This is a genomic window from Streptomyces sp. RKND-216 (assembly GCF_004795255.1).
Taxonomy (GTDB): domain Bacteria; phylum Actinomycetota; class Actinomycetes; order Streptomycetales; family Streptomycetaceae; genus Streptomyces; species Streptomyces hazeniae.
Genome location: NZ_SSBQ01000002.1, coordinates 914,601 through 939,826, shown reverse-complemented (window position 1 = coordinate 939,826; position 25,226 = coordinate 914,601). Strand labels below are relative to the sequence as shown.

The window sequence follows — 25,226 nt, the reverse complement described above, 5'->3', positions numbered from 1 at the left end:
GGGGGCATGTCCTCCGGCGCCCGCCGCGCGCGCTCGCGCGGCGAATCAGGAAGCCCGTCGGGCCGCTGAGACGGTTTCCGCCATCCTAGGTGAGGGCGGTGATCACGGGGAGGGGATCAGGCCGACGGCGCCGTGCGGTGGCGTCACCTCGGTTGTCTGCTGCGGGCGTTCGCCACGGCGACGAGGGCGCTGATCAGCTCGGACTGCGTGAGCGGGCGGACGGTCTCCGGGGCGGCGTCCCATTCGCGTCCACCGGCGAGAGGGCGGAGCTGGAGGTACGGGCCGTCGTGCGCCATGACCCGTCCGACCCGGTCGCGGGCGGCGTCGTGGACGGCTTCGCCGACGGAGGGCACACCGTCGGCGTCCTCCGTCACCCGGCGAGCCCCTTCGTGATCGCGTCCGCGAGCATGTGGGCGACGGGGGCGGAACACACGCCGAGGTGGACGAGGGCGTACCGCACTTCGCCCTCATGGTCGTCCCCGCGCACGTCCAGCCACGGTGTGCGGATGTCCATGGCGGGGAGCTGGATGCCGGCCCGGGTGAGCGCGCCCGCGAGGGCATCACGGGCCTCGAGGGCTTCGGTGACCTTGGGGTTGTGGGGAGGGCGTGGTGTGGGGCTCATGTGGCTCCTCGTCCGTGCAGTCGGTGGCTGCTGTTCCGTTGATTCCAGGACCCGGCTGCGCTGCGTGAACTACGCTGCGTAGTGCGGGTGTCACGAGACTGCACCCGTAAGTGGGCGACCGGCGTGTGGACGGGGTGGTGCTTCCCCGCCGCGCGGGGGTGGTTCCACACGTTCCACATCGTTCACGTGCACGTCTCGGAGGAAGCCGCATGCCGCAACGACGCGTCATCACCGGCCGCAGCCAGGAACCCCGGCAACGGTTCGCGCAGGAGCTACGGACCCTGCGTGCCGGGAACGGGACCAGCCTGCGGGCGCTCGGCGAACGACTGGGCTGGGACTGGTCGTTGTTCGGCAAGATGGAGAAGGGCGAGACCCTCGGCAGCCCGGAGGTCGTCCAGGCCCTCGACACGCACTACGGGACGCCCGGCCTGCTGCTCGCCCTGTGGGAGGTGGCCGCCGGGGACCACACGCAGTTCCGCGAGCGCTACCGGCGCTACATGGCGCTGGAGTCGGAGGCGGTGAGCCTCTGGCACTTCGCGGTGAGTGTGCTGCCGGGGCTGCTGCAGACGCCTGGCTACGCCCGGGAGGTGCTGTCGGCGGGCGGGCTCAAGGGGAAGGAGTTGGAGCAGCAGGTCGATGCCCGGATGGGGCGGCAGGAGCTGCTGGAGGGGGAGGACGCCCCGCCGTTCCGGACGATCCTCTCGGAGGCGGTGCTGCGGACGCCGCTGCGGGACGTGGGGGAGTGGCGGGGGCAGTTGGAGTACCTACGGGATGCTGCCGAGCGCCCCAACGTGACGGTCCACGTGCTCATGCAGAGCGCCGGACTGCATGGCCTCATGAGCGCCGACATGTGGTACCTGCTGCTTCCGGAGGGCAGAACCGTGGCGTACACCGAGAACGGATACCAGGGCGAACTCATCGAGGAATCCGGCCCGGTTGTGCGCTTGCAGAAGACGTACGATGCGGTGCGCGACCTGGCACTTACACCGGCCGAGTCGCGCAAGTTCATCCTGCGGATGTTGGAGGAAGCAACGTGCGATCCATCGACCTGACTGCCGCCTCCTGGCGCAAGAGCAGCTACAGCAACCAGGACGGTGGCGCGTGCGTCGAGGTCTCTGATGATTACGCCGATGTCGTGCCGGTACGGGACAGCAAGGCTGCGCAGGGGCCGATGCTGGTGTTCCCCGCTGTCGGCTGGGCTTCCTTCATCTCGGCTCTCAATAGGGGACAGTTGGGCAACTGACCCGGTAACCCGACGGCCCCGCGATCTGCTTGGATCGCGGGGCCGTCGCCAGGGCTGGGGCTACTTCTTCGCCGAACGGCGTCCCCTGGTCGCGGCGGCCGGACGCCAGGCGCGCAGGTCGTCGTCGGTCAGGCCGTGCTTGCCCTGCTCCATCTGCCGGTCGCCCTCGAAGAACTTGGCGGGGGTCGGGGCGAAGAGCGGATCGGGCTCGTTGTGCCACTGGTTCAGCCAGGGTTGGAGCTCCAGCAGCCCGGCCAGGAGCGGGGTGACCTCTTCGGTGGTCAGGCCCTCGTGGGTGGCGATGTACGTGTCGAGCGCGATCGCCTGCTCCCGGTGGTCCCAGCCTGCCCAGCCGTAGAGGTCGGGAGTGGCCACGTTGGCTCGTGCGTAAGAGACAAACCGTTCCTTGGGGATGTCCAGCTTGCCGCGCGCCCGCCAGTAAGTGGGTCGCAGGAAGTCGGCCGAGGTGTACTTCGGTGGCACGGAGATGGTGTCCCGGATCTTCCGCTTGGCCGGCTCATCCGGAGCGGCGTCTTCCTTCCGCTGAAGATGCCAAACATGCTCCCAGTCGGCACGCTTCTTGAGTGCGGCGGGCTTGTAGCGCAGAGCGGCCAGGAAGGGCACGTGCTCGACCGTCATCAGCTCGGAGACGACGATGGGCAGTTCCTTGCGGGGTGCGTAGAGCTTGGCGACGGAGACAAAGTCCTCGTCGCGGGACAGGTTGTCGATGAGCCGTGAAAGCGTGACGAGAGCGGGCTGGCCGTTCTCATCGAACCAGTGCTCGCGGTCCTCAATCTGGTTGAGCAGCCAGCTCCGGAGCGCCTTCTCCTGCAGTGCGTCCCAACCTTCGGTGGCCCATCGCCGTTTGTACTCCGGTCGTTCGACCATGCCAATGGCCCGGGACGACTCGATGACGTCGATTCGCTTCTGGACAACCTCGCGGTAAGCAGTGGGCCAGTGGGCAGGAATTTCTGTGGTGGGCGTGAAATTGTGATTATGGTGCTTGAACCACGAGGTGGCGACCTCGCCGCGCTCAGCCTTGCGCGCCAACACGATTGCGAAAGCGCGCTCTGCGGGATTAATTCGAGGAATTTGCGCGACAGGCACCAAATCTTCTTCCTCATGGAGGCCGTAGAGGGCGTAGACTTGCCAGTCCAACTCCTCCTGGAGTGCGATCATGCGTTCCCGGATGGATTCCCATTGGTCCTTGGCGCCTCGGAGGCAGGCGGCAGTAGGTGACCCGTTGGAGATCACGGCACTAGGGCTTGTTGTGCACAGCTCCCTGGCGAGTGTGTCCAAGGCGGAGGCCAGAGAAGTGGGAAAGTCGTAGGGGAGCGGGAATTCTTCAAGCTTTGTACCCGTGAACTCGAAGCGATGCTCCCAAGGCTCATCGGCTCCAGCAGAATCTGCACCAGGGCGCCCTTTGTCATGGCTGACCTGGCGGAGCCAAAACCCGGCGGTTGAGCTGTTGAGCAAGCCAAGTAGCGAAAGGTGCTCCTCCTCGCTGGCATGCTCGGGCAGCTTAATCACTGGCGCCGACTGTTTGAATACCTTTCCCCCCCGATCCAGCACGAAATGATTGTGTGTTGCGACAAAAGCAAAGGGGATTGTGAAAGACGCCCGGTATCGGTCTCTGAAAAACATTGAATACTCGAACCAAGACAAGCCGCGTGCGATCTGGGTCTTGCCGAACGCGACGCGGTCCCGCAGTAGAACGCGGAAGGGCCAGAGGCAACGCGCGGCTGCTGTCGATACTGAAGCTTCCAAGGAGGTGGGCGAGTATGGCCACAACGACATTGTTGCTTCACTCACAGTGTAATCGCGGACTTCAGTTCCTTCCACGATGTAGCGCTTATGGTCGGACTCAACTCGTTGGCGGCGCAAATGTCCGGAGCCGACCATGTAAGCATGGTCTTCCCGTGTGATCGCACCAGTGCCAATCTCTGAGATGACCTGTGAGAGTGGCTTGGCCGCAGACGCTTCGAGTTGATCAATCATCTCGAGACCGCCGTCGTTCAAAATCCACGGCTGCTTCCCGAAGTAACGGCCACGGTCCAAGTCATCGACCGAAACCCACTGACTGGCTGATGCTGGGTTATCGATCTGCCTTCGGATTGCCCCCCAGACCATGCCATCCTCAGCCCTCTCTGGTGTCGACGGCTCGCCTTGGACGCTACGCACAGCTCGGATGGTCTCCGAGCGTCCGCTCCCACTCCGCCGTTTCCCGACCAGGATGACTGTTGGCGTGCCATGTCCGGGAATGTATGCTCCCGAAGTGTCGATGACCTCGGTCAGTTCAATTTCGTGTCCGAAGTACGTTTCAATCAGTCTCGTCCCGAACTCCCGTTTCATGAACGAGTTCGCGGTAATCTGGCCGACCAGGCCGTAACCGCGCCCGCTCTCGGTCTCCCCTGCCTTCGCAAGCTCGAAGAAGCGCTGAGCAAACGGCACCGACAGGGCGTATGTCCCCGCACAAGCGTCGTACAGTCCCCGGTAAAGTTCATTTAGCTTCTTATCCTTGACCGTGATGTACGGCGGATTCCCCACGACCACGTGGTACCGTCCTGGCCGCAAGATCCCCGGGTGCTCGTCTACGTCCTCGGTCTCATACTTGAAGTCGGCCAGTTCATCCGCGCCTTCCTCCTCCAAGTCGTCGAAGAGGTTTCCCTGCTTGTGCCGGTGCTTGATCAGCGAGTCGCCCACTGCCAGGTGGATCGGCCACTCGTACTTAGCTGCCTCCGCCAGCGTCCGCACCCCACTCGCCGCCATGGCCGCCACCAGCAACCGGAACCGGGCGATGGCCACCGCGAACGGGTTCAGGTCCACCCCGTGCACGGAGTCCAGTGACTCCCGCACGCGCTCGTGCACGTCCTTTCCCGGCCTGCCGTCCGCCCACAGCCGCACCAGCCGCCGGAAGGCGCCCAGCACGAAGTGACCCGACCCGCACGTGGGGTCGATCATCTTGAGGCCCTCGTACCCGAACTCCCGAACCGCCGGGTCCATGGCCCGGTCGAGGATGAACTCCTCCACGAACTCCGGGGTCTGCAGCAGCGCGTACGTCTTCCGCGCCGCCTCGCTCAGGTCCTGGTACAGGTCGCCCAGGAACCGGGTGTCCCAGCCCTTCGTGCCGTCGCCGTCCTCCTCCAGCGGGTCCGTGAAGTCGTGGACGAGGACTCCGTCCTCGTCCCGACCGCGCCAGAAGTCGACCAGGTCCCGTGCGCCGTCGTGCGACAGCGGGATCTGGTACAGCGGGTTGTGCTGGCGGTCGAACAGCAGCCGTCCCGCCTGCCCCGCGCCCAGTTCGTCGAACGCCTGCTCCAGCCAGCCCCGGTACGTCGGGTCGTCCGACCGGGAGACGTACTCCTCGAACCGCGCCAGCGCCAGGTCCCGCCGGTCGTCCTCCGGCGCCGTCAGGTACGGCTCCGGGATCAGCCCGTTGTCCTCGCAGAATCGGACGAAGACCGTTCCCAGCACCCACGCCACCGCGACCTGCGTGACGCGGTCGTCCAGCCAGGAGTTCCACGTGGCCGCCGTACGGCCCAGCTTCCGGGCGCGGTCGTACTCGGCGCGCAGCTTCTCGCCCTCCGGCACCACCTCGACCTGCTTGGCCAGGTCGGCCTCGGCCGCCTTGACCTGCTTCTTCAGGTCCTCCAACAGGGCTGTGCGGTCGATCACTCGTCGTCTCCCTCGGTACCGTTCACGCCCACGACATGTCCGTCCGTCGTCCCGGACAGGTAGTCCTTCTTCACCCACGAGTCCGGCAGGTCGATCCACTCGCCCAGGCCGGCCTGGTACGCCACCGCCGTGTGGCCCAGCTTCGGCTCACGCGCCGGGTCCGCCTGCGGCACCAGCAGCCACAGTCCGCGTCCGCCCTGCCGGGCCGCCTCCGCCAGCCGGTCCAGGACGCCCATCCCGTCGTACCGGGCGAACACGGCCACTTCCGTCAGCAGCACCGGGCCCGAACCGGCCCCCGGCGCGAGCAGGTCCCGGACCTGCGGCTCCACCGTGCCCCACGCCGTCCGCGCGTACTCGCCGAACTTGAGCGCACCCCGCGAACCCGGCTCCGCCACGTCCGCCTTGAGGAGCGTCTCCCACGTCGGTTTCGTGCCCGGCGGGACCAGGGCGTGCAGGGACTCCAGGAAGAGTGCGGTCACCGAGACCGGCTGTGCGCCGATGCGGTGGCCCGCCAGTCTCCGTATCGCCTCGACAGCGCGGCCGTGGTGCACCGTCAGGACCCGGTAGCCGTCCCGCCGGGCCGAGGCCAGCAGCCGCTCGTCAGCCCGGACGCCGCTCGCCACCATCGGATCGTCGGAGTAGCGCGTCGCCGCCCCGGCCTGCGTCGACTGGCGCCAGTCCGCACTCGTCAGATAGGTGGACGCGCTGTCCATCCGCGTCGGCAGATACCGCAGCGTCCGCGTGACCTCATGCGTGGACAGCGTCAGGTCGAAACCGGCCTCGCGCAGCGCCTTGGTGAGCGGTCCGTCGACCGGTAGCTCGTGCGTGCTGACGCCCCGGCGGTCCCTGATGACCAGCTCGGGGAACCGGGCCCGGACCCGCTCGTGCACGTCCTTGTCCGTCAGGCCGGGCTGCCGGCCCTCCGGCTGGCCCGGGATGAGCCGGACCAGCCCGGCCTGGGTGAGGCGCAGCGCCCGCACCAGGGGCAGGTCGCGGGGGTAGATCTCCAGCCGGGGCGTGGCCGCCGCGTTCTCCGACGCCGCCGCGGCCAGTTCGACCAGGCGGCGCTCGTCCCAGTCCACCGTGCCCGGCGGTGGCGTGAGCGCGCCCAGTTCGCTGAGCACGGTCGTGGCCGTCGGCAGCGTCTCCAGCCGGCTCAACCGGTCGGCCGTCCTGCCCAGGCGGGTTGCGTACTGCAGGAGCCCCGGAGCCGTCGGAGTGTCCGGGCCGTCACCCTCCCGGACATCCAGCGCGAGCAGGCCCGCCGCCAGGACGTCCTCCGTCGCCCTGCGGTTCGCCTGGTGCTGGAACTCCGCTTCGTCCGGCTGGAGCTGCTCCACCTCCACCACTGCCCGCACGGCGGCCAGCGCCAGAGCGCGCCGCTGTTCACGCCCCGGCAGTTGCGTACCGCGCCGCACTGCCAGCGCGTCGGCGATCTCCACGGCGGGAGCGACCCGGCCGAGACCCTCCAGCAGGCCGACGATCTCGGCCCGCAGCACCCGGACCGCCGGATGCTTCTTCCAGCGCTGGCGCTCCTCCTTCAGCATCTGCGGGATGCGCCCGGCGGACAGGCCGAGCGTGTCGGCCACGTCCTTCTGCTTGGGCCACACGCCGATGCCGGGCAGCTCACCGTGCTCGTCCGGGAGGCGCAGCAACAGCCGCACCATCTCGACCTTGTTCTGGTTGGAGCCGTTGTTGTTCAGCTCCGGGACGAAGAGTGTGGCCAACAGGTCCAGGCTCACCGAGCGGAGGGCGGACTCCGGCAGGTCCCCGGCCCCCTCGCCCACGGCCAGGGCGCCGGCGACCGCCGACTCAGTGGCGGTGAGCTGGGCGAGTTCCTCCTTCGCCTCCGCGCGGGCCTTCGGGGTGAGCGGGGAGAGAGGAGCCTCCCGTAGCATCCGGCCCCACTGTCGCTGGCGGCGCTGCACCTCCGTGCGGGTCTTCGTGCCCAGGCCCGGAGCGTTGAGGAGCTTGGTGCGGCTGTAGTCCAGCAGCCCGCCCACCGTCGTGATCCCCAGGCCGTAGAGGAAGGACTCGGCGGCCGGAGAGAGGCCCGCGGCGGACAGGTGCGTCTCGCGGGTGGCCTTCGCCGCCACGAGGTCCCGCTGCTCCTCGGCCGTGAGCGGCTCGGCGTCCGCGATCGCCGCCTGACGGCCGTCCGTTGCCGGCTGCTGCGTGGCCGGCTCGGGGTGGCGGGAGCGGTGACTGGACGGCGGCTTCTGCGAGGCGTCGAGGAAGATCTTCCGCCAGGCGTCCCGCATCGGTTTCAGGTCGGGGAAACGCTGCGCCGCGTCCCGGTGAAGGGCCTTGCGGAAAAAGGCTTCCAACCCGTCCCGGACGAGGGGCTCGAAGGCGTCGGCCTGAATCGTCGGGTGCGGGACCTTCTCGGCGTCCGTCATCCTGGGCGGCACCGAGCCGTCGCCCCACTTCGGCAGCTCGCCCGACGCCATCTGGTGCAGGGTGACGGCGACGGCGTACCGCTCGGCGTGCGAGTCGTACGCGGTGCGGGTCAGGGTGCCGATGAACGGGTCGAGGTAGCCGTCGGTCCCGGCCTCGTAGTCCTTGGCCGGGTAGCCCGCCAGGGAGAAGTCGATGAGGACCAGCTCGCGGGTGCGGTTGGGACGGATGCGGATCGCGATGTTGTCCGGCTTGATGTCGCGGTGCCAGACGCTCTCGCCCTCCAGGAAGTCCACGGCACCGAACAGGTAGTCGCCGTACGCCTCCAGCTGGTCCATCTTCAGCCGGCCGTCCTCGCGCAGCTGACGTGCGACCGTCTCCTCGCGGCGGCGGGTGCGCGTTCCCGTGCCGGGGCGGGTGGACGGGTCGGAATCGTCGCGCTCGTCGCCCACATACTCCAAGGCGAGGGCGGTCCGGGACCCGATGCGCAGCGGTTCCGGCTCGACGAGCCGGATCACCCGGGAGTCAGGACGCAGCCGGTTCATCACCTCCGCCTCGTGGACCAGCACCTGGCCCCTGCTGTCCGAGAGGGCCACCTTCAGAACGGCGAGCGGGCGGGTCTTGCGCGCCTCGGCCTGGAGGTCCCGGACGAGGAAGGCCCGGCTCGTGGAGCCGGTCCCCAGGCGGCGGCGCACTTCCCAGCGTCCGTCGAGCACGTCGCCGGCCACGGCCTCCAGCGGATCCTTGTCGGAGTCCTTCTCCGGTTCCGGATCGTGGGCCGGGGCGGTCAGGCCGTCCTCGACGATCTCCAGCATCTCCAGAAACTCGTCCACCGAGGACAGCCGCTGATCGGGCCGGTAGGCCGTCGCCGCCTGCACCAGCTCGTCGATGTCCCCGGAGAGGTCGTCGACCAGCGAACTGGGGCGCAGGCCCTTGCCCGCCTCCAGCCACGCCAGCAGTTCGGCCTGGCTCGCGGCCGGAGCCCGGCCCGTGGCCAGGAGATAGGTGAGGACGCCGAGGCCGTACACGTCCAGGTGGACGGGGTCGGGCTTGGAGGCGGTCAGCTCCGGTGCGAAGTAGGCGTCGGAGTCCTCCGAGAGGTGTGTCGCTGAGAGCGCGGTGGGCGCGAAGCGCGTCGCGCCCCCGCTGGTGCCCGCCGTGTCGGAGGCACGCTGGGTGGCGATCTGCCAGTCGGAGATCTCCAGACGGGGGCTGAGCCAGGCGGCGTCCTCCCCGATCGCCCGCCCGGGTCGGCCCCGGTCGCGGGGGATCACGTGCACGGCGCGGGCGGTCAACGCCCGGTGGTGGAGCCGTGCGGAGTGCGCGGAGCGCATCGTCTCGGCGAGCTGGCGGACCAGCGCCATCCGGCCGAGGATGTCGAGGCTCTTGCCGTGCTGGAGCAGGTACTCGTCGAGGCGCAGCGTGCGCGGATCGTAGTCGAAGATCAGGGCAGGGCCCGCGGAGTGCCCCGAGGGGAAGTACTGCTTGAGCTGAACGACGCCGGGGTGCTTGAACCGCTGCAGCACGGCCGCCTCACGGCGGGCCGCGCTCTCCACCGACCGGCGGAGCGACGCGTCCGACCCGCGCTCACTCAGGTAGACGCGCACCCGCGCCACCTCGGACAACTCGCTGTGTTCCGCCGTGTAATCGGCCCAGGTCGGGCCGGTGTCGAAGGCTTTGCGGGCCAGCTGGTACGGGCCGACCTTGTACTCGGCATCGCTCCGCCGGATACCGATCCGGTCGAGCGCGGACTTGATCTCGCGGGAACCGGCAGCCGTGATGCGGCGCCGCTCGTCACGCGGCGGCTGCATCAGCATCGCGACCAGCTCGTCCACGGTGTGGACGCCGTTCTGGTCGTGGGCGGGCAGGCGCACGCGCAGCCCGCCGTCGGTGAAGCAGACGGCTTCGCCCACCCACACCCGCCTGCCGTTCTGGCCGAGCAGGGTGGCCAGCTCCTTCGCCTTCTTGTTGACGAGGTGCAGCGGGTTGCCGTGCGGGCGGCGATGACCACTGGGCGTGGTCTGGATCCAGGTGCCGTTCTCACTGGTCACCGAACCGTGCCAGTCCTTGAGCTCGATCATGCACACGCCGCCCGGGGCGACCACGAGAAGGTCGACCTCGCGGACGTGGCCCGTGTGGGAGGTGAAGGTGAAGTTCGACCAGGCCCGCCAGGGGTCGGCGTCCGGCAACTTCTTCCGGATGGCCTCCAGTCCACGGCGTTCGTGGTCGAACTCGGACTCGGTGACCGTGGTCCACCGACCTTCCCGCATGTACTGTCCCCGCCTCTTGGTCCTGTCTCCGGTCGCCGTCCATTCGTGACCTTACGTGTTGGTTCCGCCACGTCACAGACCCTGGAGAATCCTAGTCATGGCCGCCGACAACGGGGAAAGCCGTACGTCAAGTGCCGGCCCTACCCAGAGGGCGCGCGGAGGAGACACGCGAGTGGAGGATGCTCCCGTGCGCCCCCGGTTCCGGCTGGTTCGGCCGAAGACGCACTGGTGGGGCCGAGGGTTTCTCGATACTCCTGAGACATAGGGCGGGGAACGGAGGAATCGATGCTGCTCGTCGTGGCATTACTGGTGATCGGCGGCATGGCGCTGGTGTCGCGTTGCGGGGGTCCGACGACCTTCCACCGGCCATGCCGCCGAAGACGCAAGGGGCTGTTCGCGCGCTGTCGGGACCACACCTTCACGCTGATCACGATCACCGACCTTGCGGGCCTCGCACTGTTCGGGCTGGCCGGTGGCGTGTTTGCGCTCTTCGGGCCGGTCGCTTGATGCGGCGCAGGCGGAGCCAAGGGGGGTGGGCGGCGATTCCCCGGTGGGTGTGGTGGATGGGCGCCCTGGTCATGGCCAGCGGTCTGTGGCAGGCGGCCGAACAGTGGCCGGTGTGGACGGGCGTGGCGCTGGCCGCTGCGGTAGCAGGACTGGGCCTGAAGCCGGGATGGCTTGTCGTACAGAGGTGGACTGACCGCTCGGCGCTTCCCCCGGGGCCCGTGCGCTATTCGCTGGCGCATCTCGATGCCCTGGACCCGGTGGGGTTCGAGCTGGCCGTCTGTTCGTTGGTGCGCCGGGACGGGTTTGCCGCGGAGCATGTGGGCAGATCGGGGGACAAAGGGGCCGACGTACTCGTCGTCGACCGATCGGGGCGACGGGTCGTGGTGCAGTGCAAGCGCCTGCGGCCGGACCGACGAGTCGGCGATCAGGATGTGCAACGGGTCAACGGCACCTACCGCCACGACCATGGCGCCGATTTCGCGGTGATCATCACGACCGGAGGTTTCACGGCGGCCGCGAGGGCCAGCGGCCCACGCTACGGGATCCGCCTGGTGGACCGGGACGCTTTGGAGAGGTGGGCGGACCTGGGCGAGCCGCTGTACAGGGTCCTTGGCGTACCGGACGAAACATCACGACGCAGGATCCGAGTTCCCGGATCATGGCGGCGGGAGAGGTCACTAGGCTGACGGAGTATCAGCGGTGTCCGTGATCCTGTGATGGGGTGGGCGAGTTGGCCTTTACGAAGGGGGAGCATGTCCGACGACGAGACCGAGTCCGTGCAGATCCAGGTGTTCGGCGCCGACCCGCGGCATGCGGAGCTCGAAGCGCGAGAGCTTCGTGAGGTTCTGCGCAGGTTGGACGGAGCCCGGGTGCGCTTCGCTCAGCCCGAAGCGGCGGGTGATACGGAGGGCGCGAAAGGGCCGGGACTGCTGACTCCGGAGGTCGTGCTCGTCCTCACCATGAGCAGCTTCGCGCTGGCGAGGACGGCGATCAAGGCGTGGGTCGAGGTGCGTAAGAGCCGCAAGGCGCGCATCGTCCATGCCGACGGAACGGTCACGGAGTTCCAGGGCGGAGTATCCGGTCGTGAGGTGAAGAGACTCCGCGACGGTCAGGGCGACGGGCCGGCCATCGGTCCGGGAGGCGAGTGATGAGCCGCAAACATGCCCTGCTGGTGGGCACCGCCGCCTATGAGGACGGGAACTTTCCCGCCCTGCCCTCGGTTCGCGCGGACGTCCACTACCTGAGCCAGGTTCTGGAGATGCCCGCGGTGGGGAGGTACGAAGACTGTGTGCGGGTCGAGGACTCGTCGCAGACGGCAATCAAGCAGGCTGTCGAGAGATTTCTGGGAGACCGCGAACCGGACGAACTGGTCGTGCTCTATCTCAGCGGCCACGGGGCATATGACCGTGAAGACGGTCAGCTCTACTACATCACGACGGACACCAGGGCGGACCAGGTCCAGCAGACCGCCCTCGAAGCCTCCTACATCACCGACCAGTTGGAAAAGTGCGCGGCGCGGCGGAAAGTCCTGCTGCTTGACTGCTGTTTCAGCGGCAGCGCCGTACAGGGCTTCCGCAGCAAAGGAGCCTCGGGCGCGACCACCGCACCGGTCGTCGAGGCCAGCGGAGTGCACGTCATCACCGCGTCACAGCACTGGGAGCAGGCCTTCACGGCCGAGGTGGACCAGCCCTCGCAGTTCACCCGAGCGATAGTCGACGGCCTGCACTCCGGACAGGCGGACCTGGACGGTGACGGGCACGTCTCGGCGAACGACCTTTTCCGGTATATCAGCCGTGACTTGCGGAACGCCCCCGACGGGCGCCGGCAGACGCCGACCCAGTCGAGCCTCCAGGTGACCGGCGACATCTACCTTGCCGATGCCGCCGCCGGCCGGCAGATCCCCGCCCTCAAGCCGTTGCCTGCCGGGCTCACCGTAGTCACCGACGGCGCCGGCGGGGTGACGCTGGCACCGGTCAAGGCCATCGAAGCTGTGCATGACGACTCCGCTTTCACCGACACCGACTGGACACAGCTGCTTACCTACTACCAGCACTGTCTGGAGCTGGAGAACTCCACGGGCGACCTCCTGCCACTGGAGGGCAGCGACCCTCCACGCGCGCTCTGGCCGGCAGGGGAGGAGGTTCTGCTCTCCGGTACGGAGACCGCAGTGCGAGCGCCGGAACGCGTCGTGGACCTCGCCGAGCGCGCCGAGAAGGATGGCGCCGACCTCTGGTACGGGTACCCCGTCGCCGTCCTCTACGACGGCAAGCGCCAGGTGTGCGCACCGCTCGCCATGCGTCAGGTCGAAGTCGAACGCGATCCGCAGGGACGCAGCATGGTGACGCCCACAGGGCCGATCGTCCTGCATCCCAAACTTGTCGTCGACCGACTGGGCAAGGACGAAGGCAAGGAACTACTCGCCGCCTACCAGCCCAACTGGCGTCCCGGCTTCCGGGAAGACATGATCCGCGACCTGCGCAGTCTGTTGCAGGAACTGGGCCTGCCCGACACGGAGCACCTCGATCCCGGATCGCTGGGCGACGGCGGCTCGCTCCGCGCCGCGCACGAGGGCGCCCGCAACGTGGCGGTCGTTTTCGCTGCACGGTCGGACTCGGCGGCCACCGCGCAGCTGATGAAGGACTACGGAACGCTCCGGAAGAGCGTCGGGCAGTTCGGCGGCACCGCGCTCGGGGCACTCACCGCACAGGCCGACCAAGGAGCGGACGAGAGCGCCGAGCAGGAGGTGCAGGTCGTTGCTCCACTGGAGCTCAACGAAGGACAGGAAGCGGTCATCCGGGCCGCCATGGTCCGCCGGCTCACCGTGGCCACCGGCCCTCCTGGCACAGGGAAGAGCCAGCTCATCGTCAACGCTGTCGCCACGGCCAGAGCAGCCGGCCAGACCGTGCTCGTCGCATCGACCAACAACAAGGCGGTGGATGAGGTCTACCAGCGCTGCGAGGCTCTCGCACCGGGCCTTCTCGTCCGCACGGGCAACCAGACAGCCGTCGAGGAAGAGCTGCGCACGCTGGAGCAGCTGACCCGCAGCGTGCAGCCCCACCAGACTTCCCAGATGCACGGTGGCGAGCTTCGTAACCATCTCCGGGATCAGCAGGCGCTGCGCCGACAGCTCGCGGAGGCCGCACGCCGGGAACGGGAGCTGGCGGACCTCGGTCGACAGCGCTACTCGTACGCCGAACGACACCAAAGCGATCCGCAGACGCTCGCTGCTGCCCTGGGCGAGGTCTCCCTCGGCCGATGGCTGCGCCGGGCTCGCACGGCATGGCGTCTCGGCTTCCTCGGCGGGTGGCTGCGAAGGCGGTGTCTGCGCGATGTCGCCCCTCTGTCTGCGAAGGTAGCAGATCGCGAAGCCTTCGCCGACCTGCTGCGTTTCGTGGAAGCGGAGGCCGTCTGGCGGAAGAAGAGTTCCGAAGCCGTGACGGTGGCAGGTGACACTCAGCTTCTGACCATGCTGCGGGAGACTGACAAACGGGTCCGGGAGACGGCGGAAGCGTTGTTGCAGGCATCGGTGTCCGAGGGGGCAACGACCGCGCGGGCGGCCATCCTCGACCGCATCGAAGCCGTCAAGTCGCGATCGCCGAGGCAATGGTCCTCCCTGGAGCGAATCTTGCCGCAGGTGTCCGGCTGGGCTGTCACCGCCAGGTCCCCCCGGCGGTTCCGGGACCGGGCCGCGCTCTTCGACCTGGTCATCGTCGACGAGGCGAGCCAGTGCTCCACCCCGGACGTGCTGCCCTTGCTCTTTCGTGCCCGGCGGGCGCTCGTGATCGGTGACCCGATGCAGCTGCAGCACATCACGACCCTCCAGCCCCGCCAGGAGGCCGAGGCGCACCGTGGGGCCGGGCTCCGGGCGAGCTGGCTCGACGAGCACCGGCTTGAGCATCGCCGTTACTCCTCGTTTCACGCCGCTGCCCATGCGGCCGGAGAGACTCTGCTGCTCGACGAGCACTTCCGCTGTCACCCGGACATCGTCCGCATCTCCAACCGGCACTGTTACGGCGACCGGCTCACGGTACTTACCGAGCCTCGGTCGCTGCGACGTCTTGAAGGTGTCGCAGCGGTTCAGTGGCTCGATGTCGCCGGAACGGCGCGCAGAGGTGCAAGCGGGTCCTGGACGAACGAGGAGGAGGCGGACCGCGTTCATCTCTCCGTGGAGCGGTTGCTGAAGCGGCTCCCTGACGGCTCGACCGTGGGAGTCGTCACCCCTTTCAGGGCCCAGAAGGACCTGATCGCCAAACGCTGGGCACACGAGTCGCGGGTACGAATCGGAACGGTGCACACCTTCCAGGGTGGTCAGCAGGACGTGATCCTGCTGTCTCTCGTGGCAGGCGCCCGCATGCGCTCCAGCTCGGTCAGCTGGCTCTGCCGCGAGATCAACCTGTGGAACGTGGCGGTCACCCGCGCACGTTCGCATCTCATCGTGTTCGGTGACCGCGACTTCTGGGCGGTTCGTCCGGGGATGCCGCATGCCCTGCTGGACGCCGCGGAGGGCAGAGTCGTGCAAGCACGTCCGGGTGCAGAAACCGGACACCGACACGAGCTCGTCGGCGACCGGCTCCAACGTCTGCTGACGGGCGATATCCCCACAGCCCGGCTCGACAGAGACGTCGCAGCCGACGGCTACCCCTACGACTTTGAGGTCTGCCGGGGAGCGAGCGTGGCCCAGGTCCAACTGGACCACGGGGCATCCGCCGACATGGAGGAGGCCCGCCACCTCAGGCTCGCCCTCAGCCGCGCTGCGCTGCTCCGTAACGGTGTGCGACTGCCCGCCTGGCATGTGTGGGCCGACCGAGCCGAGCGAGTGACGGAGCGGCTCAACGACCGATGAGGGCGAAACGTAGATAGCGGAGGAAGGACAGCGCCCGCGCCGACCGGTTGGCCGCTGCGATCTCGGCCTCGACAATGGCCAACCGGAAGCGCGGGTCACCCAGTTGCGCGAGCCGCTGGGCCAAGTGCTGACGCTGCTGAGAAGCGTGCCTGGCCGCGAGTTGGTTTTCGCCGTCCAGCCGGGCGAGGCCCGACCGCAGCTGGTTTACCGCGGTCTCGAGCGCTCTGCGTGCTGTCACCTCCGCCTCTGTACGTTGACGGTACAGGTCCGTTTCGCGCCGCACGAAGTCGGCTTCGATGGATTGGTGTCTGGCTGGGGGAAGGCTGGACGGAGCGCGAGAGGAGACGCGAGCGTGCTGCCTCACTCGCCACGCATCCAGAGTTCTGGCGCGGTTCTCACCGATCCCTTTGATGTCGACTCTGCGTCCGTCGGCGGTGTTGATCAGCGCTGTGACGTTGTTGTACCGTCCACCGGACCTGACCAGTGTGATTCCGGTGAAGTCCGCCGCAGTGCGGACTCCGCGGGCAGCCAGGGCCTGGACGAGGGAACGTCCGATGCCGGTCAACTCCCGCTCGTGCAGACGGATCTTGCCCAGCTCCCTGTCGATGGTTTCCTTGCGGTAGCTCCTCAGGGCACGCCCCAAAGTCGTCTGGCGCTGCCGTGCGAGTGCGGTGATTTCCTTCTCGATGGCTTGCTGGTCCCTGACCTTCTTCTTCTCCGCTGCTTTGACGGCCTTTGCGTGGGTGTGCTGCAGCTTCGTTTGAGCGGTCGCGAGCCGGCGCTGCCGGGTGGTTTCCGAGACGTCGAACTCCTGCCGCTCTCGCTGCAGCCGGTCAGCGGTACGGACGGGGCCGAGGGTGGCTCGCCGCCTCTCCCTGAGCCGGCTCAGGTGAGCGCGCAGCGCCGTGGTCTCCGGGCGTCGGCGACGAGTCGTACGGGCGGCAAGTGCTGTCATGCCCAGACTTCCCCCATAAGACAGTGTCAGGACGTATGGAGTGATCAACTCGGCCACCGCGAGTGCGCTCGGCCCCAACACAGCCAGTGGCAGCAGGAGTCCGAGCAGCACGTCCGGGACTTGGCGGTGAACGTACTTGGGCGGCAGTGAGTCTGTGGGGGTTGCGGATGCGGATGCGCCTGGGCTCGGCGCCGTGGTGGCGCTGACGTGATCGTCGAGCCAGCTGGGTCGACGTCCCGTAACCGCCCGAGGGCCTGGGATGCGAGCTCCGTGTGCGGGAGCGACTGGCACCGAAAGGCGTGGGACGAGCGATAGCGGTTGCCAGGCCAGCATCCTGATCTGTTCTGCCAGGTCACGCACCGTGCTGTCGGTGTGGCTGAGCAGGGTGAGGAGACGGACCGACCCGGCGGGGTCTCTGAAATCGTCCTCAGCCAGAAGGAGGTACTCGCCGTCCGGCTCGTGCAACCGCGTCCATAAGGAGGGATCGGCGGAAACGGCATGCAGGGCGAGATAGATGACCCAGTTCGAGAAGTGGTCGAGAGTGCTGTCGAAGTCGTCGTCGCCCCTGGCCGGCGACTGATAGTTGCGGTGTCCGCGCTCCGTGCTGTGGCGTCCGTTCAGGGCCGGTACGAACATCCCATCGTAGTCGACCAGCCTGAACGTACCGTCCGATGCGACCAGCAGGTTTCCGTGCTGCAGATCGCCGTGTGCGATGTCGTGAGCGGCGAGATCCGCGGTGAGGAGAGCAAAATGCTCGGCGAGATTTCGCACTGCCGTGCTGTTCTTGTGGTGACTGTCGAGCCAGCTGGACAATGTCACGGCCTCTACCCAGTCCATCTTGAGAACCGGAAAGCGTGACCCATTCACGAGAATTCCGTCCGGCACGTACTCGAATCCGATACGCCATGGTTGTGAGAGCGACCTGGCATCAATGCCGGACAGCTTGTCGCTCACCGCCTCGTAGCGGTCTTGCTGATCACGAACGTGCGAGGTGAAGCACTTCAGCGCATAACGGCGCCCGTCGGAAGACGTCAGTGAGAAGACGCTCGCGAACTGCCCAGAGATGGGGCGGGGCAGGCCGAGCTTGGTGACCTGCGGCAGCGCACCGCGAAGATCGCGATCATGGAAACACAGTGCAGTGTTCTGCAGAGCTTCCTGGTACTGGCGGCCCGAAGGGAACGCCAGCGGTCCTGACGCGGTACTCATTGTTCACCGCCCTTCGACATCGATGCGCACGACGGCCACGTCGTCGTTCTGGAGCACACCCTCCGAGCGAAGACTCCGGAGCCAGTCAGAGAAGCGACATGCATCGTGAGGGCCCGAGAACTCCGACAGTTCACCGAGAACGCTCTCGTGGTCCGTGGCTGAAAGAAACCAGTGAGCGAGGGCATCGGTCATCAGGAGTAAACGGTCTCCCGCCTCGCAGGCGCCTTCGGTGAACATGGTTCGAGCCGCGATCAGCGTGCTGTTGCGGTTCAGGCTGTTGAAAAGATCTGGAGTCACGCCGAACTCGTGGGCTTCTTCGACCGGGAACGACCTGAGTATCTTTCCGTCACGGACGTGAAAGAGACAGCTGTCACCCAACGAGGCGCACCGCCATAGCCAGCCACCTTCTGGCACCGGGTCCATGCGCAGCATGAGAAAGGTGGCGGATGCTCCGGCGCCTAGCTTGGTGCGTTCGTACCACTTAAGCGGATTTTCCCTGGTGACGCGTTCCGCGGTGTACTTCTCGAGCCACGGTTCCCAGAGCGAGACTGTCGATAGAGCGAAGGACTCGAAGGCAGCACCACCGAGCAGGATCTGTTCGTCCTCCCAGGCATGCTGGGCGGCGGACCGGGCCAGCATCTGTGCCCAGTCCTTCGCCAGGAGGCTCTCCGTCGCCCCGTCGGCCACGCCCACGGCCAGCGGAGAGTCCACGAGTTCGTCGAATGACGCAGCGGGAACGACGTGTACGGCATCTTCGCATTCGGATTCCTTGCTGCCGTGCTTTGGCGCAATGAGCTGCGTGAGGTAGAGACCGTTCGAGGTCACCGGAGTTCGGTGGCGCGGGTGCCGATATCGAGGAACTGGACCACAGAGGTGACGTCGGCGTTGTACACGAATCCACGGGTGCTCTCGCTCACGCGTTGCCCTTGCGAGGCGGCGTAGGAACGCATGTGCGTGGGCAGGAGGCTCGACATGGCGAACAGCGCGCGAGCGTAATCATCTGGCAGGTCAGCGTCAGAGTCGGGGAACGCGCTGGGAGCTCCGCCGGCATCGGAGACGTGCAAGTTGAACAACAGCACCGACCCGTCCGCTGTCGCATGCGAGGTGACCGCGGTGGCAGACGGAGCGGGATCACCGTCGTTCGCCTCTCCATCCGTCAGATTGAGAACAATTGGCGGGAAGCTCTGAGGGAAGCGCTCGACCCAGTTCGCGACGAGCCCCTCGGCGTATTTGAGTGCGCGGTTCATCGGAGTTCCGCCCTGGGCGACGGGATCCATCCAGAGCGGGAACTGCACCGAAGTTTCGACCAGTCCTCCGGCGCCATCCGGCACCTTCTTTGCTCGGGTTTCGATCCTCGCTGGCGTGTCGGCTACCTCGCTCAGAGGTACCAGATCGCGTCCGGTGAGCTCTCCCTGGAATGCGGAGCCCACGGTGCTTCCGTAGCCGATCACCGCGATGTGAAAATAGTCGCGTACACCTTCCTCCTTGGCGCACTTGACCGATAGTTCGGTCAGAAGCCGGTTGATGGCGTCGGCCACCACGTCCGCTTTTTTGTTGGGGTCGTCTCCACCGATCGGATCGGACATCGAGGTGGACTGGTCGACCAGAAAGATGAAGCAGGTCGGACTGGTGCGGCTGATCTCCGCTGTGTAGGGCATGCCGGTGCTGTCCCTTCCCCGGTGGCTACGAAGGGCGACGCCCGGGCTGGCGCGCGAATGGCCGGGGTCTGTCCTTCCTGACTAATGGTCAGACTATCGGTTCTTCCTGCGCGGCATCGTAGAGGTAGAGGAGGTCGCCGACCTCGGAGGCCACTTGTCCGCCACAACCAACGGTTTCCGGCCAGCGGATGCTGTTGAGGCTGTGCGTCGTCGGTACAGAGCCTCAAAAACAGACCCCGAGCTCCGCTTTCGAGAGAAGTTCACGACCTCCCTGGTGACCTGGCGGTGCTGGTGAGCGCGCGACTCCGTAGGATCATCCGTACCGGTTGCGGCCCGATGGGCTTCCCCAGGGACATGCCCCCACCCGCACGAGTCACTCGTGCCCTGGGGGAACCTCCTCGTGTCCATGCTCCTGCTGAGGTTGGCAGCGCAGGATCTGCTCACTCTGAACCGCCGGCGCCGGATGGTGCCGCATCTCGCCGCCCGATGGCGGCACTTCCGCGGCAGTGACGCCTCGGAGACCGAACGCTCGGCGTGGGCGGAGAGTCTGGTGAACCTCGCCACCGACCTGGTCGCCGCCGACCGGGGAAACGTCGAAATGATCGTGGAGTGCGGCGCGACTCTCGACGAGAGCGACCGTCCAGGCGGCCCGCGGCTCATCGACGTCGTCCTGGTGGGGCGTCACCCTGAAGCCCACAACCTCTCCGTCCAACTGGTGGAGTTGAAGCGCTGGTCGACGGTCACCAGAGTGGAGAAGGCAGCCGCCGACCTGGTCGAGGTCCCGGGGATGGGCGTCAAGAAGCATCCGGCCCTGCAACTGCGCGCACAGTTCCATGACTTCACCGGCCACCGGGGTCCGCTGAACGGTCTCGACTTCGAGTGCGGCGGCTTCGCCTACCTCCACAACGCCACGGACGAGTCCGTTCGGCCTCTGATCGACATCGACGCTCCGACCGGCGCCTACGCAGGTGTGTACACCGGCGATGCACGTAAGGCACTTCAGGCCGACCTGCGAACGCACTTCGCCGCCGACGGCGGTCCGACAGAGGCGGAGATTCTTCTGTCCAGGATGGGCTTACACAGCGATCGTCTGCTGGACGCCATGATCTGGTCGAACGGAGAGGACACGGTTTTCACTCTCCGAGGCCGGCAGAGGTTGGTCGCCGAGGAGATCATGACCGCTGCCTCGAAGGTCCTCCCGGATCTCCGGAACCCGGCTCTCATCCAGGACGAGCGGCGCGTGATCTTTCTCGTGACCGGAGGCGCAGGTACGGGTAAGAGCGCGGTAGCCCTCCAGCTCAAGGCCGACCTGGAGAGCCAAGGCAGGACGGTCAACTACGCCAGCGGCAGTCGGGCCTTCAACGGAGCGATGCAAGAACACGTCGGCTTCGGTGATAGGGAGTTCCAGGAGACGTTCACCTACTTCTCCAACTACGTCACGCCGCCGGACCCTCCTTTGGACGTCCTCATCTGCGACGAGGCGCATCGGCTGCGAGAACGGTCGTACAACCGATTCTGGCCCCCGGAGAGGCAAGGCACACAGCCCCAGGTGGACGAGCTTCTCGACGCCTGTCGCCTGGCGGTCTTCTTCCTCGACGAGCAACAGACCGTTCGACCGAAGGAGGTCGGCACCGTCGAACTCATCGAGGCGGCGGCTGAGCGACGAGACGCCCACCTTAAGCGGTATCGACTGCGAGAGCAGTTTCGGTGCGGCGGAAGTGACGCCTACATCCGCTGGGTGAAAGCGGTGCTCGGTCTCACGGCCGAGGAGCCAGAGCAGTGGACCCCGGACGGGCTCATGCACGTTGAAGTTGTCGACACTCCGGGAGAACTCGAGCAGATCATCCGTACCGAAGCGTTCGCCGGCGCCTCGGCCCGGATGGTGGCGGGTTACTGCTGGCCGTGGACGGAACCTGTCGGCGAGGAGAAGAGACTGGAGGCTGATGTGCGCATCGGCGACTGGCATCGCCCCTGGAATGCCAAGACCGACGTGTACTGCGAGAACGGTGCGCCCCCGTCGAAGATCTGGTCCGTCCACGAGAAGGGTCTCGGCCAGATCGGGTGTGTGTACACAGCTCAGGGCCTCGAATGGGACTGGTGCGGTGTGATCATGGGCGATGACATGGTGCGCCGCGACGGCCAGTGGGTGTTCCGGCGAGGTGAGGAGTACACCTGCCCCGACGCTGAGGTCAAACGCGTCCGTGTGCCGGGGTCGTTCGATCCCAAGGTGAGGGCTTCAAGCGTAGGGGAGGAGGAGTTCCGCAGACTCGTGCGGCACGCCTATCACGTGCTGCTCACCCGTGCGAGCCGAGCGACGGTGATCTACTCGACCGACGAGGAGACCCGGGCTTATCTGAAGGACCGGGTCGGTGAGATTCGGATACACGGACTCCGTCCCACGTGGGAGAACCTGCCGCGAGAGCTGCGGAAGCCGCCGTTGCCACGGCCGCGGCGCGGACGGCGCCAATCTCGTCGTAAGAACAAGGGGACCGGATCGACGGAGCAACCGACACTGTTCTGAGCGCAGATGCGGAGTGGGAGGTGGCGGGCTCACCGGGCCCGCCACGTGCCCGCGTCAGATGACCAGGCGCGCTGCTACGGTCAGCGACGCCACCACGAGGTTGGCGATGACGCCCACGGCGACATCCACCAGGATCCGACGAAGTCGCATCCGACGTGCTGCCTTGTACTCAACGGGGTTCACGTGTCACCACTCCTTGGTGTGAGAGGGAATGGCAGGGACCGCCCTACCGGGCATCCGCAGTCACACCGCGTGCAACACGCGATGGAGACCATTCGTCCCACACGACCTGGAAAGGCCTCACAGAACACCGCTGACGTACCCTCCGGGAAGGTGCGAGCAGCGAGATCAACAATAGTGCACACGTGAGACCGCCGTGGCGCGGTTCTTTGAAGCTGCTTCCTCAACGGGTGCGTCAGAAGCCTCACCAGGCCAGGGTGGGCTGGTGAGAGGGGGCGAAGACGGCTCCGTCCTCTCCCGAGCTGTCATGTGCCCTTGTGTCGTGGAATTGGGTGGGCCTGGGGCGGGTGCTGGAAGGTCAGATGCTCCGACCTCTGGCGTTGGTGAGGGCTTCCAGCCTTTCCTGGCGAAGCAGGGTGGGGGCAGCGGCGGCAACAAGAGGCAAGAGGAGCGCGACCACCGCGAGAATGATCGTCCACACCACACCTACCCCGATGGCGATGACGCCGAGCAGCAGACAGGTGAGCAGGAGGGTGACGAGCGCTGCGGTGTGCAGTGAGGGGTTCCACGGGGGGAAGCGCGCCAGCTTGGGGAGTTCGGCCCATTGCGTCGCCTCGGCTGCCGGAACCGGCTTCCCGGTGGTCGGATCACTGACCTCGCCGGAGATCACCCAGCACGGTAGTGCGCGGTCCGCGTTGACGATGAGGGCACCATCGACCGTTGTGAGGTCCCGGCTGACGCTGGTCACGGTGGTGCCGACGGCGGGCGTCTTCATCCAGTAGAGCGTCAGAGACGAGTCCGGACCCGAAGAGGCGAGTGCGGCAGCCAGAGCGACCGCATCGATCTCGTGGTCGAGTGCGACCGTCAACGGCGTCCCGTCAGCCGTCTCGAGCGTGAGGCAAGGCCGTAGTTGTGGCTCCCGATCGTTCGTGCCGCCCTTCGGTGCCGTTTCCCGACCCTCGCCTGTTGTGGTGGCGGGAGGGAGCAGCGTGATCGCCGTGCCCCCGACAGCCCTCACGGCGCACGACTGGACCCGGCCCAGGCGGAGTGCGACCGCCAAGGAGACCGGAAGCCACCCGCCAGTGGCCCTCCCAGCGCGGAACAGCCACATCACGTAGGGGAGCAGCACGATGAAGGTTCCCAATGAACCGCCGAGCGGCCCACCCAACTCCCGCTCCAGGACCGTGCGACTGCTGTGCAGGAGGGCCCCTGCCTCGGGTGCGGACGGTGCGTAGAGTGCCCAGATGCGGTCACCCGGCTGGAGCGCCCTGGGCGAGGTGAACTCCGAGGTGATCTTCTCACTGCCGTCATAGAACTGCACCTGGGCACGAATCTCGGTCTCGTATCCGGAGACGTGGCGCCCGGACATGTGTCTTGATGACATCACTTCCACGACGCTGACCTGTTTGAACGTGTGGCCCGCGGCCGCGACGCGTCCCGCGTCCGTGGAGTACGCGGTCATCGAGAACGCGATGGTGGCCAGAGTCAGCAACCAGGCGGCCAGCGGCCAGCCGATGCTGGTGGCGCGCGGATCGGGCCACCACCGGTGCGGTGGTGGGCTGCCCAGATCGGTGCAGCGGCCGATTCTGACCGTGACCAGGCACCCCGTCACGCCCAGGCCCGCGACCACGAAGCAGGCGATCAGATCCCACCGTGGGAGGGGCGCGTGGTAGGCGGTCAGGACGCGCGCCACGGCGGCGAGTATGCCGAGTCCTGCGAACACCAGCCAGGCGGAAGCGAGTCGGCGGACAAGGGCCTCCGGCCGTCGGCCACATGACCCCCTCCGCGTGAGTTTCCCCGGCATCTACCTGCCCCCTCCCGCGATGACGGTCCACCCGAGGGGCAGTCACCCTCCCTGCGATCCTCCGTCGGCTCCCGTCAGCCTGCTGACGGGACTCTTACTGTTGCAGAGCACGGGTAGTCCATGCGTGCCGGGGGCACGGGTGGGAACGGATGGCGGTATGGACGGTGACGCGATGACACGAGACGGCCGGCGCCGAACGGTTCGCCGGAGCGGGTTCGGACGAGCCTCGGTGGTCCTCGGGGTGGTGGCGGCCCTGGCCTGGAGCGTGACCGCGTGCGGCACGGACGACACGGGTGCCGACACCTCCGCTTCCTCCGTTTCGGCAGGTGAAGGCGGAGGGAGTGACAACGGTTCGTCGCAGCCTGGAGGCTCCGGGAAGGGCGAGGACGGTGCAGCCGCCGCCGGAGGCGGCGGCGCTCTCGACGGGACGGGCGCCGGCCCGGACGGGCTCCTCCGGTGTGCCGCGAAGGACCTGAAGCCTGCGGTGGCGAAGGCCGACGCCGCGGCCGGGAACGTCTACTACGACCTGAAGCTGACCAATGTCGGCGAAGGGGCCTGCGAGCTCAGGGGGTTTCCCGGCGTCTCGCTGATCCAGCGGGACGGTGGCGAGATCGGCGAGCCGGCGGATCGTGAGGGAGAGCAGGGCACGGTCGTCGAGCTCGAGCCGGGGCAGGCCGCCCATGCCACGCTGCACACCGTGAACAAGGGTGTCGACGAGGCCGGGTGCTGGAAGCGCCCGGACCTGCTCAAGGTCTATCCGCCGGATTCGCTGGACGCCCTGACGCTCCGTACGGACGCCGTCCGGGTGTGCGGTGACACCTTCACGGTCGGTGCGCTGACCGCCTCCACCTGACGCCGGGCGGCGGCAGGGCCTCGACCGGGGCGCGCCTCCGTGCGGGGCCGCGGCGCCCCCGCACGGAGACGGGTTCACCTCTGCTCTGGCCGGTTGCAGCAGTGGCTGGCGCTGCTGGTCATGCTCGCCACGCCGGCGGCATGGGTCGTCGTACGCGGCTGCAGGTTCTGCAGTCTGAGGACACTCACCCGGATCACCTCCCCCGTCGGATTCTGGGAAACCGCGCCCTGCGGGGACCCCGGAGCGGGCGCCGTCCCCCTGGATGGGCTCACCCAACTGCGCGCGCCCTCACCGGGCATGGGTGAATCCCACCCGGATAGCGGCGGCGTGCCACCGTCGGAAGAGTGGTGGTGGCTGCGGTGGCGCTGGCGGGAGACTGGTGATCCGCGTGCAGCCCCGGTGGTATGGCCCGTGCGGGTGCGACCTGGCGTATGCATCGGCGGCGGGCAGAATGTGCGGGGACAGCGACGCTTGTGGACGGGCCCCGGCCTG

At 67.4% G+C, this 25,226-nt stretch carries 17 protein-coding genes; 8 read left to right on the top strand and 9 right to left on the bottom strand.

Annotated elements, in window-relative coordinates; translation table 11 throughout:
- Positions 1-143 precede the first annotated feature (143 nt).
- Both E4198_RS04230 and E4198_RS04225 read right to left on the bottom strand, forming a co-directional pair.
- Positions 144-374, bottom strand: a complete 231-nt coding sequence (locus E4198_RS04230; RefSeq protein ID WP_247597551.1) for a hypothetical protein — start codon at positions 372-374, stop codon at positions 144-146.
- Positions 371-622: a hypothetical protein gene (locus E4198_RS04225; protein WP_136181969.1), complete on the bottom strand. Its 252-nt coding sequence runs from the start codon at positions 620-622 to the stop codon at positions 371-373. The genes E4198_RS04230 and E4198_RS04225 overlap by 4 nt, the downstream gene beginning before the upstream one ends.
- Positions 623-831: 209 nt before the next feature.
- Between E4198_RS04225 and E4198_RS04220 the strand changes: the two genes are divergently transcribed.
- Together E4198_RS04220 and E4198_RS04215 are read left to right on the top strand one after the other, a co-directional pair.
- Positions 832-1,674: a helix-turn-helix transcriptional regulator gene (locus E4198_RS04220; RefSeq protein WP_136181968.1), complete on the top strand. Its 843-nt coding sequence runs from the start codon at positions 832-834 to the stop codon at positions 1,672-1,674.
- Positions 1,656-1,865 (top strand): DUF397 domain-containing protein, encoded by a 210-nt coding sequence (locus E4198_RS04215; RefSeq protein WP_136181967.1) that lies wholly within the window; start codon positions 1,656-1,658, stop codon positions 1,863-1,865. The genes E4198_RS04220 and E4198_RS04215 overlap by 19 nt, the downstream gene beginning before the upstream one ends.
- Before the next feature lie 60 nt (positions 1,866-1,925).
- Here the strand turns inward: E4198_RS04215 and pglX are convergent, their stop codons facing one another.
- On the bottom strand, positions 1,926-5,540 hold the full coding sequence (gene pglX / locus E4198_RS04210; RefSeq protein ID WP_136181966.1) for a BREX-2 system adenine-specific DNA-methyltransferase PglX: 3,615 nt from the start codon (positions 5,538-5,540) through the stop codon (positions 1,926-1,928).
- Positions 5,537-10,207 carry a BREX system serine/threonine kinase PglW gene (gene pglW, locus E4198_RS04205; protein ID WP_136181965.1) on the bottom strand — a complete coding sequence of 1,557 codons (4,671 nt, stop codon included), beginning with the start codon at positions 10,205-10,207 and terminating at the stop codon, positions 5,537-5,539. Before pglW ends, pglX begins: the two co-directional genes overlap by 4 nt.
- Positions 10,208-10,492: 285 nt before the next feature.
- On the opposite strand from pglW, the gene E4198_RS24795 reads away from it, so the two are divergent.
- From E4198_RS24795 to E4198_RS04190, 4 genes are all read left to right on the top strand, one after another.
- Complete coding sequence (locus E4198_RS24795; protein WP_168711365.1) at positions 10,493-10,714, top strand: hypothetical protein; 222 nt, start codon at positions 10,493-10,495, stop codon at positions 10,712-10,714.
- Positions 10,715-10,770: 56 nt separating this feature from the next.
- Positions 10,771-11,400, top strand: a complete 630-nt coding sequence (locus E4198_RS24790) for a restriction endonuclease (protein WP_168711364.1) — start codon at positions 10,771-10,773, stop codon at positions 11,398-11,400.
- Positions 11,401-11,466: 66 nt separating this feature from the next.
- Positions 11,467-11,862, top strand: coding sequence for a hypothetical protein (locus E4198_RS04195; RefSeq protein WP_136181963.1), 396 nt, complete (start codon positions 11,467-11,469; stop codon positions 11,860-11,862).
- Positions 11,862-15,557 (top strand): AAA domain-containing protein, encoded by a 3,696-nt coding sequence (locus E4198_RS04190; RefSeq protein WP_136181962.1) that lies wholly within the window; start codon positions 11,862-11,864, stop codon positions 15,555-15,557. The genes E4198_RS04195 and E4198_RS04190 overlap by 1 nt, the downstream gene beginning before the upstream one ends.
- Here the strand turns inward: E4198_RS04190 and E4198_RS04185 are convergent.
- From E4198_RS04185 to E4198_RS04175, 3 genes are read right to left on the bottom strand one after another with little or no spacing between them, the layout of a single operon-like run.
- Positions 15,544-17,718: a hypothetical protein gene (locus tag E4198_RS04185; protein WP_136181961.1), complete on the bottom strand. Its 2,175-nt coding sequence runs from the start codon at positions 17,716-17,718 to the stop codon at positions 15,544-15,546. The genes E4198_RS04190 and E4198_RS04185 overlap by 14 nt on opposite strands.
- A 3-nt stretch (positions 17,719-17,721) precedes the next feature.
- A complete protein-coding gene (locus E4198_RS04180; RefSeq protein WP_136181960.1) occupies positions 17,722-18,543 on the bottom strand; it encodes a protein phosphatase 2C domain-containing protein in 822 nt (273 codons plus the stop codon).
- Positions 18,540-19,376, bottom strand: coding sequence for a vWA domain-containing protein (locus tag E4198_RS04175; RefSeq protein WP_136181959.1), 837 nt, complete (start codon positions 19,374-19,376; stop codon positions 18,540-18,542). The genes E4198_RS04180 and E4198_RS04175 overlap by 4 nt, the downstream gene beginning before the upstream one ends.
- Before the next feature lie 406 nt (positions 19,377-19,782).
- On the opposite strand from E4198_RS04175, the gene E4198_RS04170 reads away from it, so the two are divergent.
- A complete protein-coding gene (locus tag E4198_RS04170) occupies positions 19,783-21,897 on the top strand; it encodes a DUF2075 domain-containing protein (protein ID WP_168711505.1) in 2,115 nt (704 codons plus the stop codon).
- A 54-nt stretch (positions 21,898-21,951) separates the two neighbouring features.
- On the opposite strand, the gene E4198_RS25295 is transcribed toward E4198_RS04170, so the two are convergent.
- Entirely contained in the window at positions 21,952-22,080 is a 129-nt protein-coding gene (locus E4198_RS25295; protein WP_281727960.1) for a DUF6408 family protein, read from the bottom strand.
- Between the two features lie 355 nt (positions 22,081-22,435).
- Positions 22,436-23,770, bottom strand: a complete 1,335-nt coding sequence (locus E4198_RS04165; protein ID WP_136181958.1) for a DUF3592 domain-containing protein — start codon at positions 23,768-23,770, stop codon at positions 22,436-22,438.
- Positions 23,771-23,780: 10 nt separating this feature from the next.
- Between E4198_RS04165 and E4198_RS25665 the strand changes: the two genes are divergently transcribed.
- The gene (locus E4198_RS25665; protein WP_136181957.1) at positions 23,781-24,734 is read left to right on the top strand and encodes a DUF4232 domain-containing protein; all 954 of its coding nucleotides are present in this window, start codon (positions 23,781-23,783) and stop codon (positions 24,732-24,734) included.
- Positions 24,735-25,226 lie beyond the last annotated feature (492 nt).

Bases quoted from the DNA above. Each gene is read 5' to 3' on its own strand.
- E4198_RS04225 (WP_136181969.1), bottom strand. From the start codon at position 622: ATGAGCCCCACACCACGCCCTCCCCACAACCCCAAGGTCACCGAAGCC.
- E4198_RS04220 (WP_136181968.1), top strand. From the start codon at position 832: ATGCCGCAACGACGCGTCATCACCGGCCGCAGCCAGGAACCCCGGCAA.
- pglW (WP_136181965.1), bottom strand. From the start codon at position 10,207: ATGCGGGAAGGTCGGTGGACCACGGTCACCGAGTCCGAGTTCGACCAC.
- E4198_RS24795 (WP_168711365.1), top strand. From the start codon at position 10,493: ATGCTGCTCGTCGTGGCATTACTGGTGATCGGCGGCATGGCGCTGGTG.
- E4198_RS24790 (WP_168711364.1), top strand. From the start codon at position 10,771: ATGGGCGCCCTGGTCATGGCCAGCGGTCTGTGGCAGGCGGCCGAACAG.
- E4198_RS04195 (WP_136181963.1), top strand. From the start codon at position 11,467: ATGTCCGACGACGAGACCGAGTCCGTGCAGATCCAGGTGTTCGGCGCC.
- E4198_RS04190 (WP_136181962.1), top strand. From the start codon at position 11,862: ATGAGCCGCAAACATGCCCTGCTGGTGGGCACCGCCGCCTATGAGGAC.
- E4198_RS04185 (WP_136181961.1), bottom strand. From the start codon at position 17,718: ATGAGTACCGCGTCAGGACCGCTGGCGTTCCCTTCGGGCCGCCAGTAC.
- E4198_RS04175 (WP_136181959.1), bottom strand. From the start codon at position 19,376: ATGCCCTACACAGCGGAGATCAGCCGCACCAGTCCGACCTGCTTCATC.
- E4198_RS04170 (WP_168711505.1), top strand. From the start codon at position 19,783: ATGCTCCTGCTGAGGTTGGCAGCGCAGGATCTGCTCACTCTGAACCGC.
- E4198_RS25665 (WP_136181957.1), top strand. From the start codon at position 23,781: ATGCCGAGTCCTGCGAACACCAGCCAGGCGGAAGCGAGTCGGCGGACA.